Raw genomic sequence first — 18,606 nt, forward strand, 5'->3', positions numbered from 1 at the left:
GTCCTGAGCCGCACCAGACACCCAAATCGCAGTAATCCGGAGCGCATTCGAAGAAAGCCAACCAGGGATATGCGCTGGTGCTATCACCGATTGACATCATCCGTTACGAGGCGGACTCCCCGAGACTCTCCGGTACCGAACCCGTTCACCGGACGACTAGGAGCCCCCCACATGCGTCACCCGAGAGTCTCGAAGTCCGCTCTCTCCGCGATCGCCGGCCTCGGTCTGGCCCTCGCGACCGCGCTGAGCGCCGCACCCGCCTCCGCCGCGCCCGCCGACGCCGCCCCCACCGGCGTCCCGGCCGCGTCCTCGTACGCCGCCTACGAAGGCTCGAAGGCCGAAGCCGCCAACAACAAGGCCTTCTTCGACGCGGTCCTCAAGTCGGTCGCCGAGAAGCGCGCGGCGAACCCCGGCGCCGCCGTGGTGACCGTCGTCTACAACGCGTCGGCCGCGCCCAGTTTCCGCAGCCAGATAGCCAGCAGCACCTCGATCTGGAACAGCTCCGTCAGCAACGTGAAGCTCCAGTCGGGCAGCAACGCCGACTTCACGTACCGCGAGGGCAACGACCCGCGTGGCTCGTTCGCCAGCACCAACGGTCACGGCAGTGGCTACATCTTCCTCGACTACGCCCAGAACCAGCAGTACAACTCGACCCGCGTCACCGCGCACGAGACCGGGCACGTGCTCGGCCTCCCGGACCACTACAGCGGTCCGTGCAGCGAGCTGATGTCGGGCGGCGGCCCCGGCACGTCCTGCCAGAACTCCCAGCCGAACGCGGCGGAGCGCTCGCGGGTGAACCAGCTGTGGGTCAACGGCCTCGCGGCCGCCGTGGCCAAGCTGTCCTGACCCGGAGCCACACCCCCCCACCACCGCACGACACGCGCATGACAGCGCGGCTTCACAGGGGCGTCCCGAAGTGCACCACGGGGCGCCCCTCCCCCTTGGTAACGTCGGGCGGTGGACTTCAGTACGGAAACCGGCAGGACGGAACCCGGCGGGACGGAAACCGGCACGACAGATATCGGCAGCACGGGCACCGGCGCCGCGGCCCGGCGCGATTCAGCCCTCACCGTCGAGGGCGACTTCACGACACGGCTGACGGTACGGGCCGACCGGCCGGAGCCCGCCGCCCGGCTGGCCGCCTGGGCCGGAGCCCAGGGGCTCGACCTCACCACCGGGGTACGGGACCGCGGCCGCACGCCCTCCCGCCCGGTGCTCACCCTGCGGGGTACGGGCGCCCTCGACGCCCAGCGGCGCGCCGCCGAGCTGTGGTCCGGCCGGCTCGCGGAGGCCGGATTCCCGGTGATACGGACGACGATCGCGGCGGCTCCCTGGAACGCGGGGGTGCCGGGGACCGACACCGAGGCCGCCGTACTGCCCGCGCACTGCCACTTCGCCCACCGCGTCACGCTGCGGCTGAGGATCCCGTACGACACCCAGCGCCTCGCCGCCGTCGTGGAACAGCACACCGCGCGGGTCTCGCGCACCGCCCGGCGCGCGCTGTCGGGCGGGGTCCAGGAGCGGTACGTGACCCAGCGCGCTTTCGGGACCGGCCGCCCGTCGGCCCGCGCCCGGCTGGAGGCGCTGCTCGACGCCCTGGCCGGGGCCGGCTTCCCGGCGGCCGATGTCGAGGAGGAGTTCGTCCTCCTCGACGACAACCCGAGCGCGTAGGGTCGTCCTGCGGCCGGGTGGGGCGGGGCACCCGTACAGGGACAACGAAAGGTTCGCCGGTGGAGGCGGGCGCGGGTCAGGCCCCCACCAGCGGCCTGTCGCCCAGTTCCGTGTCCGTCGGCAGCTGGCGGCGGATACGGCCGAGCGCCTCCTCGAACCCGCCCCCGGCGATGCCCGATTCGTAGGCCGCACCGCCGCACCGCAGCGTCAGGCTCAGCTCCGCGCGCCCGAGCGGGTCGCCGGACGCCCGTTCGCCCAGCGCCAGCAGGCAGTTGAGCGTGGCCTGCTGGACCGTGCCCTCCGTGCTGACGGGCATCGGCATGTCCCACTCCATGACGCAGGAGGACAGCACCGCGCCCGCACCCACCGGCTCCAGCGTGGCGAACTCCGCGCCTTCGTACTCAACTCCCCTGATGCTGGTGCGTACTTGCTGTCCACCCGAGAGGATCGTGATCGCTTCCGCGCCCAGGCGGTCCCGGTACCAACCTGCCCATGAATCCGTCGACTCCGCTGTCATGGCGCGGACTGTAGCGGTAAGGGATCTTCCCCCGCAGCACGGGTCACCGCTTCCTGACCTATTTCCGGACCACCACACCATTTCCGAACGTCTCCACGGACTCCGGCGTGAACTCGCCGATCGCGAAAAACGGACTGGTCACGTTCTCGGCCAGCGCCGGGTCACAACTGGCCCGGCGCTGGATGACGGTGTCGAGAAGGCGTCGATCGAAGCGGCGAAAAACAGATCAGCTTTGCCGCCGCACCTCACCGCGTGCGGCGCGTCACGAATTCCGCCAGCGCCAGCAGATCGCCCCCCGCGGTGAGGTCGGGCACCGCCCGGGACAGCTGCTGTACGGCCCTGGCCATCCGGTCGGCCGCCTGGACCTGCGCCCAGTCGCGCCCCCCGGCCCGCTCCACCGCGTCCGCCGCCCGGCGGATCGCGGTGCTGTCCATCGGCGACCGGTACAGCTCGGCCAGCTCCTCCGCCGCCGGGGTCCCGGAGGCCAGCGCGGCGACCACCGGCAGGGACTTCTTGTGCGCGGCGAGATCGGCGCCGGCCGGTTTGCCCGTACGGTCGGGGTCCCCCCAGATCCCGATCAGGTCGTCGATCAGCTGGAAGGCCAGCCCCGCCTCCCGGCCGAAGGCGTCCATCGCGGCGATCTCCTCCTCGCCGGCGCCCGCGTACAGCGCGCCCAGGGCGCACGAACTGCCCAGCAGCGCGCCGGTCTTGGCCGTCGCCATCGCCACGCACTCGTCCAGGGAGACCTCGTCGGGGGCCCGCTGTTCGAAGGCGCAGTCCGCCTGCTGTCCCGCGCACAGCTCGATGACACACGCGGCCAGCCGGGCGGAGGCCGCGCCCGACGCCGGATGCGGGTCCTCGGCCAGGAGCCGCAGCGCGAGGGCCATCATCGCGTCACCCGCGATGATGGCGTCCGGGGTGCCGAAGACCGTCCAGGCGGTGGCGCGGTGGCGCCGCGTGGGGTCCTCGTCGATGACGTCGTCGTGGAGCAGCGTGAAGTTGTGGGCCAGTTCGACCGCGACGGCCGCCCGGACGGCGTGGAGCGGGTCCCCGCCGAGCGCCCGGGCCGAGGCGAGCACGAGCGCGGGCCTGATGGCCTTGCCCGCCCGCCCCGAGGCGGGTGTGCCGTCGGCGTGCTCCCAGCCGAAGTGGTACATCGCGACACGGCGTATGGAGTCCGGCAACGACTCCACCGTGGAACGCAGTTGGGGATGGACGGTGGTGCGGGTGCGGTCCAGGAGGGCTACCGCCTCGTGGCCCTCGGTGGCGGCATCCGTACTGGTCATGGTCACGGTCACTTCCTCTGTCGCTGTGTCGGACCGGGCGTGCGGGTGCCCGGAGGGGCCGGCGCGGGGCCGGCCCCTCCGGCCGGCCGGCTCAGCTCCAGCGGCCCACTTCCACGTTCTCCAGCACGCCCACCGCGTCCGGGACGAGGATCGCCGCGGAGTAGTACGCCGTGACCAGGTAGGAGATGATCGCCTGCTCGTCGATCCCCATGAAGCGGACGGACAGGCTCGGCTCGATCTCGTCCGGGATGCCGCTCTGCTGGAGTCCGATGACCCCCTGCTCGGCCTCGCCCGTACGCATGCAGAGGATCGAGGTCGTCCTGGCGGCCGAGATCGGGATCTTGTTGGACGGGAAGATCGGCACACCCCGCCACGCGGGCACGTGGTGCCCCCCGACCTCCACGCTGTCCGGGTAGATCCCGCGCTTGTTGCACTCACGCCCGAAGGCCGCGATGGCCCGTGGATGCGCCAGGAAGAGCTTCGAGCCGCGGCGGCGCGAGAGCAGCTCGTCCATGTCGTCGGGGCTGGGCCCGCCGTCGTGGGGCTGGAGCCGCTGGCCGTAGTCGCTGTTGTGCAGCAGACCGAACTCGCGGTTGTTGATCAGCTCGAACTCCTGGCGCTCGCGCAGCGCCTCGACCGTGAGCCGCAACTGCTGCTCGGTCTGGTTCATCGGCTGGTTGTACAGGTCCGCGACCCTGCTGTGCACCTTCAGCACCGTCTGGGCCACGCTCAGTTCGTACTCCCGCGGCGCCCCCTCGTAGTCCACGAACGTGTGCGGGACGACCGCCTCGCCCACGTGCCCGGCGGACAGCTCGATCTCCGCCTCGCCGTACTTGTTGGTCCGCTGGTGCGGCACGCTCGCCAGCGCGTCCAGGTGCTCGCGCAGCGAGGTCGCGCGCTCCGCCAGGTTCAGGACGTCCGCCCTGGTCAGGACCAGCACCGTGCAGGCGGTCGCCGCGCGGACGCTGTAGTCCCAGGTGGCCTCCCCGTCCACCAGGGCCTGATCGCCGAAGTACGCCCCGTCCGCGAGCGTCTCCAGCACCGCGTCGTCCCCGTAGGGCCCCGTCCCGACCTTCTCCGCCCGGCCGTGCGCCAGCAGGTAGACCCGGTCCGCCGTGTCCCCTGCGGACGCGAGCACCTGCCCGGCCGCGAACTCCTGCTGCTCGCAGCGCCCCGCCAGTTCGGCGAGCGCCGCCTCGTCCCCGTACCCCCGCAGGGCGGGCAGCTCGCCCAGCTCCGCGGGGATGACCGCCACCCGGTCCCCGGTCTGCACGAACGTCACACGCCCGTCCCCGACCGCGTAACTGAGCCTGCGGTTGACCCGGTAGGTGCCACCCTGTACCTGCACCCACGGCAGCATCCGCAGCAGCCACCGCGAGGTGATCTCCTGCATCTGCGGTACCGACTTGGTGGTGGTCGCCAAGTTGCGCGCGGCGTCCGTTCCCAGACTCTGCTGGGGCGGCGCCTGCGACTCGCGGACCTCGTCACCAACCGACATGAAGACTCCCCTTCGTTCATGCACTGACCTGCACGACAGACACTTTCAGCACGAAGAGTCGGCGCGCCATTACACAAATGAGTGGGACTGGATCAGCGAAAACGGGGCACAACACGCCGAAAATCATCCGGTCGGCCCATCGACGGCCCGTTCCCGCCCCCGCTTCGCTCCCGTGTCCGGATCGGTTCGCACACCGTGCGAAGGCCGTGCGAAGGCGATACGAACGGCTGTTGGCGGCGCGGCCCTTGGGGTAGGAGGCGCGGTACGGGATATTCCGCTTACCGTCCGAAGGGACCGGCCGTGTCCTCACCGATGTCCGCGAGCAAGTTTCTCGACGTGTTGAAGAGCGAAGGGCTCACCGTCGTCCAGGTCGGCGACTGGCGCACCCACAACCGCAACCACAAGGGCCCCTGGGGCCCGGTCCACGGCGTGATGATCCATCACACGGTCACCCGGGGCACCGAGGCCACGGTCCGCATCTGCCGGGACGGCTACGCGGCCCTGCCGGGTCCGCTGTGCCACGGTGTCATCGCCAAGGACGGCCGGGTCCACCTGGTCGGCTACGGGCGGGCCAATCACGCGGGGAGCGGGGACGACGACGTCCTGCGCGCCGTGATCGCCGAGAAGGCCCTCCCGGCGGACAACGAGACGAACACCGACGGGAACCGCTACTTCTACGGCTTCGAGTGCGAGAACCTCGGCGACGGGAAGGACCCCTGGCCCGCCGTCCAGCTGGAGGCCGTCGAGAAGGCCGCCGCCGCGATCTGCCGCTACCACGGCTGGGGCGCGCCGTCCGTCATCGGTCACCTGGAGTGGCAGCCGGGCAAGGTCGACCCGCGCGGGTTCACGATGGCGTCGATGCGGACCCGTGTCCGTGACCGCCTGAAGTGACCACACGCGGGCGCGGAGTGACCACACGCGGGCGCCAAAGTGAACACACGCGGCCGTGCCGCGACAAGCCGCGACAATAGGACGGTGACCCCACCCGGAGCCCCCGACCTCGCCGCCCTGCGGCCCCGGCTCCCCTCCCCCCTCACCGCCGTGGAGGACGAGCGCTTCGCCCGCCACGGCGTACGGCTGCTGCTCAAGCGCGACGACCTGATCCACCCGGAACTCCCGGGCAACAAATGGCGCAAACTCGCGCCCAACCTCCGGGCCGCCGCCGAGACGGGCCGCCGCACCCTGCTGACCTTCGGCGGCGCCTACTCCAACCATCTGCGCGCCACCGCCGCCGCGGGCCGGCTGCTGGGCCTCGCCACGGTCGGTGTCGTCCGGGGCCAGGAGCTGGCGGACCGGCCGCTCAACCCCTCTCTCGCCCGCTGCGCGGCGGACGGGATGAGGCTGCTGTTCGTCGACCGCGCGACGTACCGCCGCAAGACCGAACCGGCCGTCCTGAGCACACTTCTCAAGACGGCGGCACTGCGCCCCGACAGCGTCCACGTCGTCCCCGAAGGCGGCAGCAACGCCCTGGCCGCACAGGGCTGCGCCGCCCTCGGCGAGGAGCTGCGCGGGACGGCCGACGTCGTGGCCGTCGCCTGCGGCACGGGCGGGACGCTCGCCGGCCTCGCGGCCGGGCTCGCCCCCGGACAGCGCGCGCTGGGGTTCCCGGTGGTCGGCGGGGACTTCCTGGAGGCGGAGATACGGCAACTCCAGCGCGAAGCGTTCGGCGGCCCCACCGGCGACTGGCGCCTCGACGGCCGCTTCACGTGCGGCGGGTACGGCCGTACCACCCCCGCCCTCGACACGTTCGCCGAGGACTTCGGGGCACGCCACGGACTGCCGGTGGAGCGGCTGTACGTGGCCAAGATGCTGTACGGCCTGACGGCGCTGACCGAGGAGGGCGCGTTCCCCGGGGGCACGACGGTGGCCGCGGTGATCACGGGCGCCCCCTAGGGCGAGCCAGGGCGTGTCCGCGGGCCGGACGCCACTTCGCGGACACGCCCTGGAGCAAGCTAGGGCGTGTCCTCCCGGTACGCCGACGCCTCCTCCAGGTCCAGCCGCCGCAGCAGCGTCCGCATCATCTCGTCGTCGATCGCCCGCCGGTCCCGCAGCTCCACGAACACCGAGCGCTCCGTCTCCAGGATCTCCCCCGACAGCCGCCGGTACGTGTCGTCCGCCGACTCCCCCGTCACCTCGTTGACCGTCCCGAGCCGCTCCCAGACGGCGTTGCGGCGCCGTTCCAGGACGGCACGCAGCCGCGCGGCCAGCGGCTGCGGCAGCGCGTTGCTCTCGTCGGCGAGCAGCTCGTCCAGCCGCACCTCCGCCGCCCTGGACGCCTCGCTCTGCGCCTGCGCCTCGGCCAGGGTCTCGGCCTGTACGTCGCGCCCCGGGATCCTCAGCAGCCGGATCAGGGGCGGCAGCGTGAGCCCCTGCACGACGAGCGTCCCGATGACGGTGGTGAAGGTCAGGAACAGGACGAGGTTGCGCCCCGGGAACGGCTGGTCGTCATGCATCGTCAGCGGGATGGAGAAGGCGATCGCCAGGGAGACCACCCCGCGCATCCCCGCCCACCCGACGATCAGCGGCGACCGCCAGTCGGTGTCGGGCTCGCGCTCCCTGATCCTGGGGAACAGCTTGCGCGGCAGGAACGTCGCCGGATAGACCCAGACGTACCGGACCACCACCACGGTCACGAAGACGCCGACGGCGTACAGGAGCGCCTCCCCGACGCCGTACTCCCCCAGCCCCCTGAGGACGAACGGCAGTTGCAGTCCGATCAGCGCGAAGACGGACGACTCCAGTACAAACGCGACCATCTTCCACACCGCGGCCTCCTGGAGCCGGGTCGCGAAGTCGACCTGCCAGGAGCGGTGGCCGAGGTAGAGGGCGACGACCACGACGGCCAGCACCCCCGAGGCCCCGACCTGTTCGGCCGCCGCGTAGGCGACGAACGGGATCAGCAGGGAGAGGGTGTTCTGGAGCAGGGCTTCCCTCAGATGCGTACGCAGCCAGTGCAGCGGCACCATCATCACCAGCCCGATGCCGACGCCTCCCAAGGAGGCGAGCGCGAACTCGGCGAGCCCGCCGCCCCAGCTCGCGCCCTCGCCGACGGCCGCGGCGAGGGCCACCTTGAAGGCGGTGATCGCGGTCGCGTCGTTGACCAGCGACTCGCCCTGGAGGATGGTCGTTATCCGGTTCGGCAGACCCAGTTTCCGGGCGATGGCGGTGGCCGCGACGGCGTCCGGCGGCGCGACGACGGCGCCGAGCACCAGGGCGGTGGTCAGCGGCAGGTCGGACACCAGCAGATAGGCGAGGTAGCCGACCACGACCGTCGCGAAGAGGACGTATCCCACCGAGAGCAGCGCGACGGGCCGGATGTTGGCGCGCAGGTCGAGGTACGAACTGTCCACCGCGGCCGTGTACAGGAGCGGCGGCAGCAGCAGGGGCAGCACGATGTGCGGATCCAGCGTGTAGTCCGGCACGCCCGGCACGTACGCGGCGATCAGCCCCACGGTCACCAGCAGCAGCGGAGCGGGCACCGGCGTCCTGCGGGCCGCGCCGGCGATCGCCGCGCTCCCCGCCACCAACGCGACCAGCGGCAATACGTCCATCACACCGTCCTCACAAGCGTCGTAACCTGGCCATCATGAGCGAGTGCCTGCATGCCGCGGAACTGCCGCGCCCCGAGCCCGAACCGCAGAGCGACACCTGTCTGGAGTGCCTCGCGGTCGGCAGTCATCCCGTTCAGCTGCGGCTCTGCCTGGTCTGCGGGAACGTGGGGTGCTGCGACTCCTCGCCGTACCAACACGCCACACAGCATTTCAAGAACACCGATCATGAAGTCATGAGGAGTATCGAACCCGGAGAGAGCTGGCGGTGGTGTTACGTGGACGGTTCGATCGTCTGACGCTTGGGTACGTCAACCCTCCGCCGGTTTCTTGTATTTGAGGGCGCCGCACGTCCGGCGACTTTCCGTGCTCATGGACTTACTATGAGTGACACCCGTCGGACGGGGGTCCGGCGACAGGGCACTATGGATCGCGATAGCGTCGCCAGTCCAGACCGGCTGCGTACCGACTACGTACCGCGAGGCTTCGGGACGTCCCTTGTCCGGAGCCCTGAAGAGCTTGTGCCACCTTGGAGGTGAGGGTGTCCCAGATCGCAGGCGAGCCCGGGACCCAGGACTTCGTGGAAGTCCGGCTGCCCGCTGCGGGTGCCTACCTGTCCGTGCTGCGTACGGCCACGGCCGGCCTCGCGGCGCGTTTGGACTTCACCCTCGACGAGATCGAGGACCTCCGCATCGCGGTGGACGAGGCCTGCGCGATCCTGCTCCAGCAGGCCGTGCCCGGCTCCGTCCTCAGCTGCGTCTTCCGGCTTGTCGAGGACTCCCTGGAGGTGACCGTCTCGGCGCCGACCACCGACGGGCGGGCACCGGAACGGGACACCTTCGCCTGGACGGTGCTCTCCGCACTGGCCGGAAAGGTCGACTCGACGGTCGCGGAGGACCGTACGGTCTCCATCAGCCTGTACAAACAGCGCGGCGCGGGACCCGGGCCGGCGTGACGAACGGGGAAGGGCCGGTGCGTGACGAGGGGCGCGTCCCACGGGACGCGCGGCCGGAAGGATCCCGGCCGGCGGGACCGCGAGAAGGGCACGGGGCTCCGGTGGAGCCCGTGCTCTCTCCCGCGGGCATCCCGGAGCAGCAGGCCCGCCCCCACCCGGAGGACGGGCTTGACGGCCAGAAGGCCGCGGCGGAGCAGGCGCAGGCAGAGCGGGCGGCCACGATGAGCGAGCAGAGCGAGCAGCAGCACACCAAGCAGAACGAGCAGACCGAGCACACCGAGCAGAAGCAGCACGATCCCCACGACCGCAGCGGGGCTCGGCTGATGTTCGTCACGCTGCGCGAGCTGCCGGACGGGTCGCCGGAGAAGGCGGACCTGCGGAACCAGCTGGTGCGGATGCACCTGCCGCTGGTGGAGCATCTGGCGAGACGATTCCGCAACCGCGGCGAGCCGCTGGACGATCTGACGCAGGTCGCGACGATCGGTCTGATCAAGTCGGTGGACCGGTTCGACCCGGAGCGCGGGGTCGAGTTCTCGACGTACGCGACGCCGACGGTCGTCGGGGAGATCAAGCGGCACTTCCGGGACAAGGGCTGGGCGGTGCGGGTGCCGCGGCGGCTCCAGGAGCTGCGGCTGTCGCTGACGACGGCGACGGCGGAGCTGTCGCAGCAGCACGGGCGGTCGCCCACGGTCCATGAGCTGGCGGAGCGGCTGGGCATCTCCGAGGAGGAGGTCCTGGAGGGGCTGGAGTCGGCGAACGCGTACTCGACGCTCTCGCTGGACGTCCCGGACACGGACGACGAGTCGCCGGCCGTGGCGGACACGCTCGGCTCGGAGGACGAGGCGCTGGAAGGCGTCGAGTACCGCGAGTCGCTCAAGCCGCTGCTGGAGGACCTGCCGCCACGCGAGAAGCGGATCCTACTGCTCCGCTTCTTCGGCAACATGACGCAGTCCCAGATCGCGCAGGAGGTCGGCATCTCCCAGATGCACGTCTCCCGCCTCCTGGCCCGGACGCTGGCGCAGCTGCGCGAGCGCCTGCTGGTGGAGGAGTAGGACAAGCATCATTCGGTACGGCTCCGAGGCTCCCCGCCCCCGCCCTCCGGGGCCGGGCCGGTGGACAGCCCAACGGTCGCCGGGGGCCGAGCCGTCGCCGGGCGGGGCGGCAGAGTGCACCGCTCACCCGGGTCCCGCACCGGGCCCGCCGACGGTCACGGCCGGACCCCGGTCGAGAGTCGCGGACGAAGTCGCGCGCCGAACCGCCTCCGGGGCGTGACCCGCACGTGGGCGCCGTCGCGGGGCGAACAACCCAACGCGTTGTAGGTGCCGGCTGTCGCGGGCCGAACCGCGCGACGCGTGCGCGTACCGGCCGCCGCCGGCCGGACGGCGTTCCGCCGGCACGGCGCAGGCGTCAGTCGCCGGTCGAGTCGCGCGCCCCGGGGCCGATCCCCAGCGCCTCCGTCGTCGTCGGGTGGAGCAGCAGGACCAACCCCGCCACGGCCACCGCCGCCAGCACGATGCCGGCCGGGATTCCGGTGCCCGACGACTGGAGCAGGGTCCAGGCGACCGGCAGCGCCATGATCTGGATGATCAGCGCGGGGCCCCGGCTCCAGGAGCGCCGCAGCAGCAGGCCCCGGACCGCCAGCAGCGGGAGCAGGGCGAGGACGATCACGGTGAGGCCACCCGTCTCGGCCTGCCGGGGGCTGTCCGGCCGACCCAGCAACCCCATGACCAGCAGGTATCCGCCGGCCCCTAGCAGCGTGAGGGCTTCGAGCGCGCACAGCGCCGCCAGCGCGGTCAGGCGCGGGGGCCGCGGGCCGGACGCGGGCGGGGAGGTGGGGGCGCTCTCTTCGCTGCTGCTCACCCCAGCAGGGTAGCCGCCGCCTTTTCCCGTACGGCCGGCCAGGCCGCTTCCCGTAGCGCCGGGCAGGACGGGCCCCGGGCCCCCCGCCCGTCCCGAGGCGACCCGACCGCGCCCCGGCCGGTAATCTGCTGACCATGCGCGCACTCCTCGTGGTCAATCCGGCAGCAACCACCACCAGTGCCCGCACCCGTGACGTACTGATCCACGCGCTCGCCAGCAAGATGAAGCTGGAGGCCGTGACGACGGAGTACCGGGGGCACGCCCGGGACCTGGGCCGGCGGGCGGCGGAGTCGGACGACATAGAACTGGTCGTCGCCCTCGGCGGCGACGGCACGGTCAACGAAGTCGTGAACGGGCTGCTCCACCACGGCCCCGACCCGGACCGGCTGCCGCGTCTCGCGGTCGTCCCCGGCGGCTCGACCAATGTGTTCGCCCGTGCGCTCGGACTGCCCAATGACGCGGTCGAGGCGACCGGCGCGATTCTGGACGCGCTGGCCCGGCAGAGCGAACGTACGGTCGGCTTGGGACTGGCGGCCGGGACTCCGGGCACGGAAGACGAATCGGTTCCGTCACGATGGTTCACTTTCTGTGCCGGATTCGGATTCGACGCCGGAGTGGTCGGAAGGGTCGAACAACAGAGGGAGCGCGGGAAAAGATCGACGCACGCCCTCTATGTGCGCCAGGTGGTACGGCAATTGGTGGAGGAGCCCCACCGCCGGCACGGGACGATCACCCTGGACCGCCCCGGCGAAGACCCCGTGACGGACCTGGTCCTGTCCATAGTCTGCAACACCGCCCCCTATTCCTACCTGGGCAATCGCCCGCTGTACGCGTCCCCGGGCGCCTCGTTCGACACCGCGCTGGACGTGCTCGGGCTGAACAGTCTGGGCCCCGCGGCGGTGGCGCGGTACGCGACCCAATTGCTCACTTCGTCCCCTGAAAAAGGCCCCCACGGGCGCCATGCCGTGTCGCTCCACGACCTGACGGACTTCACCTTGCATTCCAAGGCGCGCCTGCCCTTCCAGATGGACGGCGACCACCTTGGACTGCGCACCAGTGTGACGTTCACAGGCGTTCGCCGTGCACTGCGTGTGATTGTGTGAGTGGAAGGACCCAAAGTCCTTCCACTCGAACGTTTAGGCTGGCATCCACCCCATGGAAGTACGGCTGTGACGGAGTCGTCACCGAGGAATCAAAAAAAACTTTCCAGAAGGGGTTGTATCCGCCGCCGAGGTTTGCGAATCTCTACATGGCGATCGGGACGGCCCGCAACACCGGCCTCCCTGAGAACCAGAACCCCTCCTCATTCAAGGACCACACCAGCTTGTCTGGCGGTCGGCCCTTCCCTTGTCGGGGGATTCGTGAAAGCGTTCACATTCACAAGCAACATGTTTGTCACACCAAGAGAGGTAGCAGCCATGGACTGGCGTCACAACGCCGTTTGCCGCGAGGAAGACCCCGAGCTCTTCTTCCCCATCGGCAACACCGGTCCTGCGCTGCTGCAGATCGAGGAAGCCAAGGCCGTCTGCCGTCGCTGCCCCGTCATGGAGCAGTGCTTGCAGTGGGCGCTCGAGTCCGGCCAGGACTCGGGTGTCTGGGGTGGCCTCAGCGAGGACGAGCGCCGCGCAATGAAGCGCCGCGCCGCTCGCAACCGGGCGCGTAACGCGACCGCCTGAACCACCCCGCAACGAGCCCCGGCCAGGCGGAGCGCACAGAGAGTGCGCACGGCCCCGCCCCCGAAACGCAGCGCGCAGTACCCCCCGATGCGCATCGCAATGTGAGCTTCGAACCGAGCCCCGGACCGTCACCACGGTCCGGGGCTCGATGCTTGTGGTGAGGCGAACCGGGTCGAACAGCCTCACCCTTACGGCTACTTCTGCGGCTCCACCGGTATGTCGAGCACCACGCGCGTACCGCCCCCGGGGTTGGGCACCATGTCGAAGCTGCCGCCCAACTCCCCCTCCACCAGGGTCCGTACGATCTGGAGTCCCAGATTTCCGGTCCGCTGGGGGTCGAACCCCTCGGGCAGTCCGACCCCGTCGTCCTGAACGGTGATGAGCAACCGGGCGTCGGAGCGCACCCCTTCGCCGCGTTTCGCCGCCGGCTGTTCGCCGCTGCGGACCGCCGAGACCTCGACCCGGCCCTGTTCACCCGGCGCGAAGGCGTGTTCCAGCGCGTTCTGGAGGATTTCGGCGAGGACCATCGAGAGCGGGGTGGCGACCTCGGCGTCCAGAATCCCGAAGCGTCCGGTACGCCGGCAGGCGACCACCCCGGGGGAGATCTCCGCCACCATCGCGAGGACCCGGTCGGCGATCTCGTCGAACTCGACCCGCTCGTCCAGATTCTGGGACAGCGTCTCATGCACGATCGCGATCGAACCGACGCGCCGTACGGCCTCGTTGAGGGCCTCCCGGCCCTGCGGTGAGTCCATCCTCCTGGCCTGGAGCCTGAGCAGCGCGGCGACCGTCTGGAGGTTGTTCTTGACCCGGTGGTGGATCTCCCTGATCGTGGCGTCCTTCGTGATCAACTCCCGCTCGCGGCGGCGCAGTTCCGTCACGTCACGGCAGAGGACCAGCGAACCGATCCGGACGCCCTTGGGCTTGAGCGGGATGGCGCGCAACTGGATGACCCCGCCGCTGCCCTCCACCTCGGTCTCCCGGGGGGCGTAACCGCTGGCGAGTTTGACCATGGCCTCGTCCACCGGGCCCCGGGCGGGCGCCAGTTCGTCGGTCGTCCGTCCGAGGTGATGTCCCACCAGGTCGGACGCCAGTCCCAACCGGTGATACGCCGAGAGGGCGTTGGGGCTCGCGTACTGGACGACCCCGTCGGCGTCGAGCCGGATGAGTCCGTCGCCGACGCGCGGCGAGGCGTCCATGTCGACCTGCTGCCCGGGGAACGGGAAGGAGCCCGCCGCGATCATCTGGGCGAGGTCGGAGGCGGACTGGAGGTAGGTCAGCTCCAGCCGGCTGGGCGTGCGGACCGTGAGCAGGTTGGTGTTGCGGGCGATGACGCCGAGGACACGGCCCTCCCGGCGTACGGGGATGGACTCGACCCGTACGGGCACCTCCTCGCGCCACTCCGGGTCGCCCTCGCGGACGATCCGCCCCTCGTCCAGGGCGGCGTCCAGCAGTGGTCTGCGGCCCCGGGGGACGAGATGGCCGACCATGTCGTCCTGGTAGGACGTGGGGCCGGTGTTGGGGCGCATCTGGGCCACGGAGACATAGCGCGTACCGTCCCGGGTAGGGACCCACAGCACGAGGTCGGCGAAGGACAGGTCGGAGAGCAGCTGCCACTCCGAGACCAGCAGGTGGAGCCATTCGAGGTCGGATTCGCTCAGGGCGGTGTGCTGGCGGACGAGGTCGTTCATGGAGGGCACACAGGGGAGCGTACCCGCGGCAGGAACCGGGACGAACCGCGATCGGGCCCGCCGCGAGGGCCATGGACCGACCACGGGCCCGCTCCCTCCGGGGCCGCCAAGGGCCGGAAATCGCCTGCCCGAATGGATGGACAGGGCGGAATGGTCTAGTCCACAATGATTCGGTAAAGAGCTTCCGCGCTCCCCGCACAGGAGCGCGGAACGAGGTACCGGCGCTCTCTGCCCTGACTGCGCCGAGGCCTCCCCCACGGCCGTGCGGGACCGCACACCTGCCGGCCGAAGTAACTCCGGGCTGCGGTGCCGGACGGGTTGAGGGTCCCGTCGCGGCGCCGCGGCCCGCGGGTGTTCCGGGCCCCGGGGGGCGCCCGCTCCGGCCCCGCGCCCCGGCGCGTCTCCGTCATCCGCGCCCGGCGCGCGCGCCCGCCCGTACTGCCCCCTGGACGCGTCCGGCCCCTCTGCTAGATTGGTCTATACCACAAAAAGCCCCTTCCTCAGATCGGCAGGCCCCAGCGTGGAAGTTGTCATCGTCCAGGACGCCACGGCAGGCGGCGAACTCATCGCGGACACCATCGCCGCGCTGCTGCGCCGCAAGCGCGACGCCCTCATGGGTGTGGCCACGGGATCGACCCCGCTGCCCATCTACCGGGCGCTGTCGGCCCTGGTCGGGTCCGGAGCGGTGGACGCCTCGGGCGCCAGGATCGCGCAGCTCGACGAGTACGTGGGGCTGCCGCAGGGCCACCCGGAGTCGTACCGCTCGGTCGTCCTGCGCGAGGTCGTGGCGCCGCTGGGCCTGTCCGAGGAGTCCTTCCTGGGCCCCGACGGCAGCGCCGAGGACGTCGTGGCGGCCTGTGACGCGTACGACCGCGCGCTCGCCGAGGCCGGCGGGGTGGACCTCCAACTGCTCGGCATCGGCACGGACGGGCACATAGGCTTCAACGAGCCGTGCTCCTCGCTCGCCTCGCGCACCCGCATCAAGACGCTGACCCGGCAGACCCGCGAGGACAACGCGCGCTTCTTCGACAGCATCGACGACGTCCCGCACCACGTGATCACCCAGGGCATCGGGACGATCCTGGAGGCGCGCCACCTGATCCTGCTCGCCACCGGCGAGGGCAAGGCGGAGGCCGTGGCCCAGACGGTCGAGGGTCCGGTCGCCGCGCTGGTGCCCGCCTCCGCGCTGCAACTGCACCCGCACGCCACGGTGGTCGTGGACGAGGCCGCCGCCTCGAAGCTCAAGCTCGCGGACTACTTCCGGGACACGTACGCCGCCAAACCGGACTGGCAGGGGCTGTAAGCGCGACTGCGCCTTCTCCGGACGTACGAAGACGAGTGCCGGACCACCCACGAGGGGTGGTCCGGCACTCGTCATTTCCGTCCCGGCCAGGACAAGGGCACCGGCCGGGACTCAGCTCCTCAGACGCGGCCCGCGATGACCTCGGCCGCCGCCGTGCCGCACACCCGCGCCGCGCCGTGCGTGGCGATGTGCAGCGCGCCCCTGGGCTCCGCCTCGTTCACGCCCATCTCGACCACGATCGTCGTCGGGCGTGCGGCGAGGAGCCCGTCCAGGGCGTCCGCCATCCACGCGTGCCGGTGCAGGTCCCGTACGACGGCGACGATCGTGCGGTCACCGGCGGCGGCGAGCACCTTCCCGGCCAGCGCGGCGGTGTCCGTACCGTCGATCCCGGCGCTGGTGTACGCGCCCGTCTCGGTGCCGGGCAGCAGCCGCTCCAGCTCCGGGGCGACGCCCCACGGGGTCTCGTCACCGACGGCGATGTTCGCGAGGGGGGTGAAGGCCGCGACGTACGGCGCCTCGTCGAGCGGCTTGCCCGTACCGGTGACCCGCACCGCGCGCCGCGCGGCGACCAGTCCGATCGGAGCGTCGTCGGCAGCGGCGGTCCTGCTCACAGAAGCACTCACAGAATCGCCCGCAGAACCGCTCGCGGGCCCGCTCAGGGTCACGCTTGTGGTGCCGGGCGCGGTCCCCTCCTGTGAATCCGCGCCCGGCTCCGCAGCCCCCCTGGCCCGGACCGTCCAGTCGGCGAGCGCGCGCACCCGCGCGGCCGCGTCGGCCAGACGCTCCTCGGGCAGTTCGCCGTCCCGTACCGCCGCCACCAGCGCGTCGCGCAGCCGCAGTACGGTTCCCTCGTCGGACGGGCCGCCGCCGACGCAGATCGCGTCGGCGCCCGCCGCGATCGCGAGGGCGGTGCCGCGCTCGATCCCGTACGTGGCGACGATGGCTTCCATGTCCATGCCGTCGGTGACGATGAGGCCGTCGAAGCCCAGTTCCTCACGGAGGAGACCGAGCAGGATCTGCGGGCTCAGCGTCGCCGGGCGGTTCGGGTCGAGCGCGGGAAGCAGGATATGCGCGCTCATCACCGCTTTGGAACCCGCCGCGACGGCCGCCCGGAAAGGCAGCAGGTCACGGGCGTGCAGCGTGTCCAGGTCCACGTCGATGCGGGGCATCGCGTGGTGCGAGTCCACGGCGGTGTCGCCGTGCCCGGGGAAGTGCTTGGCGCAGGCGGCGACGCCGGCGCTCTGGAGACCGTCCACGTACGCGGCGGTGTGCCGGGCCACCAGGTCGGGATCGGCGCCGAAGGACCGTACCCCGATGACCGGGTTGTTCCGGTTCGAGTTGACGTCGGCGGAGGGCGCCCAGTTGAAGTTCACCCCGCACGCGGCGAGCCGGCGGCCCAGCTCCCGGGCGACGGAGCGGGTGAGGTCGAGGTCGTCGACCGTACCCAGCGCGTAGTTGCCGGGGAAGGACGAGCCGTGCCTGACCTCCAGGCGGGTGACGTCACCGCCCTCCTCGTCGATGGCGACGAGGAGGTCGTCGCGCTCGGCCCGCAGCTGGGCGGTGAGCGCGGAGATCTGCTCCGGTGTGCGGATGTTGCGGCCGAAGAGGGCGACGGAGGACAGGCCTTCGCCGATCCGCCGCAGGACCCAGTCCGGGGCCGTGGCCCCGGCGAATCCCGGCTGGAGAACGGCGAGGGCGTCGCGGGTGAGGGTGTCCGTACCGGTCAGGAGTGTGGTCATGGGTGGTGTTATCCCTTCACCGCGCCGGCCGTCAGACCGCCGACGGCGCGGCGCTGGAGGAAGGCGAAGACGAGGAGCACGGGGAGGGCGAAGAGCGTGGACGCGGCCATGGTCGCACCCCAGTCGCTGCCGAAGGCGGTCTGGAACTGGGTCAGCCAGAGCGGCAGCGTCTGCGACTCCTTCTCCTTGTTCAGGATCAGGACCATCGCGAACTCGTTCCAGGCGGTGATGAAGCCGAAGAGCGAGGTCGACATCAGGCCGGGGGCCAGCAGGGGGAAGATCACCTTCATGAACGCCTGGCCGCGGTTGCAGCCGTCGATCAGGGCGGCCTCCTCCAGCTCGACCGGGACGGCGGCGATGAAGCCGCGCAGGGTCCAGATGGTGAAGGGCAGCACCATGACGAAGTAGATCGCCGTCAGGGTGCCGAGGCTGTTGAGGTAGTCGCCGTCACGGGCGATCATGTAGACCACGATGACCATGACTTCCCACGGTGCCATCTGGGCCATCATGACGCCGAGCACCAGGCCCTTGCGGCCGCGGAATTTCATCCGTGCGATGGCGAAGGCGGCGGCCAGGGCGACGACCAGCGAGATGAGCACCGCGCCGATCGTGACGATCAGGCTGTTCGTGACGTACGTCCAGAACAGGTCGACGCCGGTCGCCTTGGTGTAGTTCTCGAAGGTCGGGGTGAAGACGAAGACCGGGTCCTTGGTGAGGATCTGGCTCTGCGGCTTCAGCGAGGACGCGAACATCCAGTAGACCGGGAAGATCAGCACCAGGGCGATGAGGAGCGCGCCCACGTTCTTGGCGATCGCGCCGGGCCGCAGGGGCTTCTTGTTGCGGACCGCGGGGGCCGCGGCGG

18 protein-coding genes are annotated in these 18,606 nt (G+C 71.0%); 10 read left to right on the forward strand and 8 right to left on the reverse strand.

Features of this window, described 5'->3' with window-relative positions; translation table 11 throughout:
• Positions 1–171: 171 nt before the first annotated feature.
• A complete protein-coding gene (gene snpA, locus OG349_RS11645) occupies positions 172–846 on the forward strand; it encodes a snapalysin (protein WP_327234545.1) in 675 nt (224 codons plus the stop codon).
• 111 nt (positions 847–957) lie between these two features.
• Positions 958–1,671: a hypothetical protein gene (locus OG349_RS11650; protein ID WP_327234546.1), complete on the forward strand. Its 714-nt coding sequence runs from the start codon at positions 958–960 to the stop codon at positions 1,669–1,671.
• Positions 1,672–1,747: 76 nt separating this feature from the next.
• Here OG349_RS11650 and OG349_RS11655 read toward each other — a convergent pair whose 3' ends face one another.
• The 3 genes from OG349_RS11655 to OG349_RS11665 all read right to left on the reverse strand — a co-directional run bounded on the left by OG349_RS11655 (position 1,748) and on the right by OG349_RS11665 (position 4,972).
• Positions 1,748–2,188 (reverse strand): DUF6304 family protein, encoded by a 441-nt coding sequence (locus OG349_RS11655; protein ID WP_327234547.1) that lies wholly within the window; start codon positions 2,186–2,188, stop codon positions 1,748–1,750.
• Between the two features lie 245 nt (positions 2,189–2,433).
• Positions 2,434–3,474: a family 2 encapsulin nanocompartment cargo protein polyprenyl transferase gene (locus OG349_RS11660; protein WP_327234548.1), complete on the reverse strand. Its 1,041-nt coding sequence runs from the start codon at positions 3,472–3,474 to the stop codon at positions 2,434–2,436.
• Positions 3,475–3,565: 91 nt separating this feature from the next.
• Complete coding sequence (locus OG349_RS11665; protein ID WP_327234549.1) at positions 3,566–4,972, reverse strand: family 2B encapsulin nanocompartment shell protein; 1,407 nt, start codon at positions 4,970–4,972, stop codon at positions 3,566–3,568.
• Positions 4,973–5,284: 312 nt separating this feature from the next.
• On the opposite strand from OG349_RS11665, the gene OG349_RS11670 reads away from it, so the two are divergent.
• Both OG349_RS11670 and OG349_RS11675 read left to right on the forward strand, forming a co-directional pair.
• Entirely contained in the window at positions 5,285–5,863 is a 579-nt protein-coding gene (locus tag OG349_RS11670) for an N-acetylmuramoyl-L-alanine amidase (protein ID WP_327238536.1), read from the forward strand.
• Between the two features lie 84 nt (positions 5,864–5,947).
• Positions 5,948–6,865: a 1-aminocyclopropane-1-carboxylate deaminase/D-cysteine desulfhydrase gene (locus OG349_RS11675; protein ID WP_327234550.1), complete on the forward strand. Its 918-nt coding sequence runs from the start codon at positions 5,948–5,950 to the stop codon at positions 6,863–6,865.
• Positions 6,866–6,924: 59 nt separating this feature from the next.
• Here OG349_RS11675 and OG349_RS11680 read toward each other — a convergent pair whose 3' ends face one another.
• The gene (locus OG349_RS11680; protein WP_327234551.1) at positions 6,925–8,523 is read right to left on the reverse strand and encodes a Na+/H+ antiporter; all 1,599 of its coding nucleotides are present in this window, start codon (positions 8,521–8,523) and stop codon (positions 6,925–6,927) included.
• A 35-nt stretch (positions 8,524–8,558) separates the two neighbouring features.
• Here OG349_RS11680 and OG349_RS11685 point away from each other — a divergent pair, with 35 nt between their 5' ends.
• The 3 genes from OG349_RS11685 to OG349_RS11695 all read left to right on the forward strand — a co-directional run bounded on the left by OG349_RS11685 (position 8,559) and on the right by OG349_RS11695 (position 10,527).
• Positions 8,559–8,819: a UBP-type zinc finger domain-containing protein gene (locus tag OG349_RS11685; protein WP_161306967.1), complete on the forward strand. Its 261-nt coding sequence runs from the start codon at positions 8,559–8,561 to the stop codon at positions 8,817–8,819.
• Between the two features lie 242 nt (positions 8,820–9,061).
• Positions 9,062–9,475, forward strand: coding sequence for an anti-sigma regulatory factor (locus OG349_RS11690; protein ID WP_161306966.1), 414 nt, complete (start codon positions 9,062–9,064; stop codon positions 9,473–9,475).
• On the forward strand, positions 9,472–10,527 hold the full coding sequence (locus OG349_RS11695; protein ID WP_442806234.1) for an RNA polymerase sigma factor SigF: 1,056 nt from the start codon (positions 9,472–9,474) through the stop codon (positions 10,525–10,527). Before OG349_RS11690 ends, OG349_RS11695 begins: the two co-directional genes overlap by 4 nt.
• 355 nt (positions 10,528–10,882) lie before the next feature.
• Here the strand turns inward: OG349_RS11695 and OG349_RS11700 are convergent, their stop codons facing one another.
• Positions 10,883–11,335: a hypothetical protein gene (locus OG349_RS11700; protein WP_327234553.1), complete on the reverse strand. Its 453-nt coding sequence runs from the start codon at positions 11,333–11,335 to the stop codon at positions 10,883–10,885.
• 134 nt (positions 11,336–11,469) lie between these two features.
• On the opposite strand from OG349_RS11700, the gene OG349_RS11705 reads away from it, so the two are divergent.
• Positions 11,470–12,438 carry a diacylglycerol/lipid kinase family protein gene (locus OG349_RS11705; protein ID WP_327234554.1) on the forward strand — a complete coding sequence of 323 codons (969 nt, stop codon included), beginning with the start codon at positions 11,470–11,472 and terminating at the stop codon, positions 12,436–12,438.
• A gap of 315 nt (positions 12,439–12,753) precedes the next feature.
• On the forward strand, positions 12,754–13,011 hold the full coding sequence (locus tag OG349_RS11710; RefSeq protein ID WP_004937597.1) for a WhiB family transcriptional regulator: 258 nt from the start codon (positions 12,754–12,756) through the stop codon (positions 13,009–13,011).
• A 194-nt stretch (positions 13,012–13,205) separates the two neighbouring features.
• Here OG349_RS11710 and OG349_RS11715 read toward each other — a convergent pair whose 3' ends face one another.
• Positions 13,206–14,702: a sensor histidine kinase gene (locus tag OG349_RS11715; RefSeq protein WP_327238537.1), complete on the reverse strand. Its 1,497-nt coding sequence runs from the start codon at positions 14,700–14,702 to the stop codon at positions 13,206–13,208.
• Between the two features lie 520 nt (positions 14,703–15,222).
• On the opposite strand from OG349_RS11715, the gene nagB reads away from it, so the two are divergent.
• Positions 15,223–16,005 carry a glucosamine-6-phosphate deaminase gene (nagB, locus tag OG349_RS11720; protein ID WP_327234555.1) on the forward strand — a complete coding sequence of 261 codons (783 nt, stop codon included), beginning with the start codon at positions 15,223–15,225 and terminating at the stop codon, positions 16,003–16,005.
• Between the two features lie 119 nt (positions 16,006–16,124).
• On the opposite strand, the gene OG349_RS11725 is transcribed toward nagB, so the two are convergent.
• The gene (locus OG349_RS11725) at positions 16,125–17,744 is read right to left on the reverse strand and encodes a glycoside hydrolase family 3 protein (protein ID WP_327234556.1); all 1,620 of its coding nucleotides are present in this window, start codon (positions 17,742–17,744) and stop codon (positions 16,125–16,127) included.
• 8 nt (positions 17,745–17,752) lie between these two features.
• Positions 17,753–18,571, reverse strand: a complete 819-nt coding sequence (locus OG349_RS11730) for a carbohydrate ABC transporter permease (RefSeq protein WP_327238538.1) — start codon at positions 18,569–18,571, stop codon at positions 17,753–17,755.
• Between the last annotated feature and the right edge of the window lie 35 nt (positions 18,572–18,606).

Origin of the sequence: Streptomyces sp. NBC_01317 (assembly GCF_035961655.1) — a bacterium.
Lineage (GTDB): Bacteria > Actinomycetota > Actinomycetes > Streptomycetales > Streptomycetaceae > Streptomyces.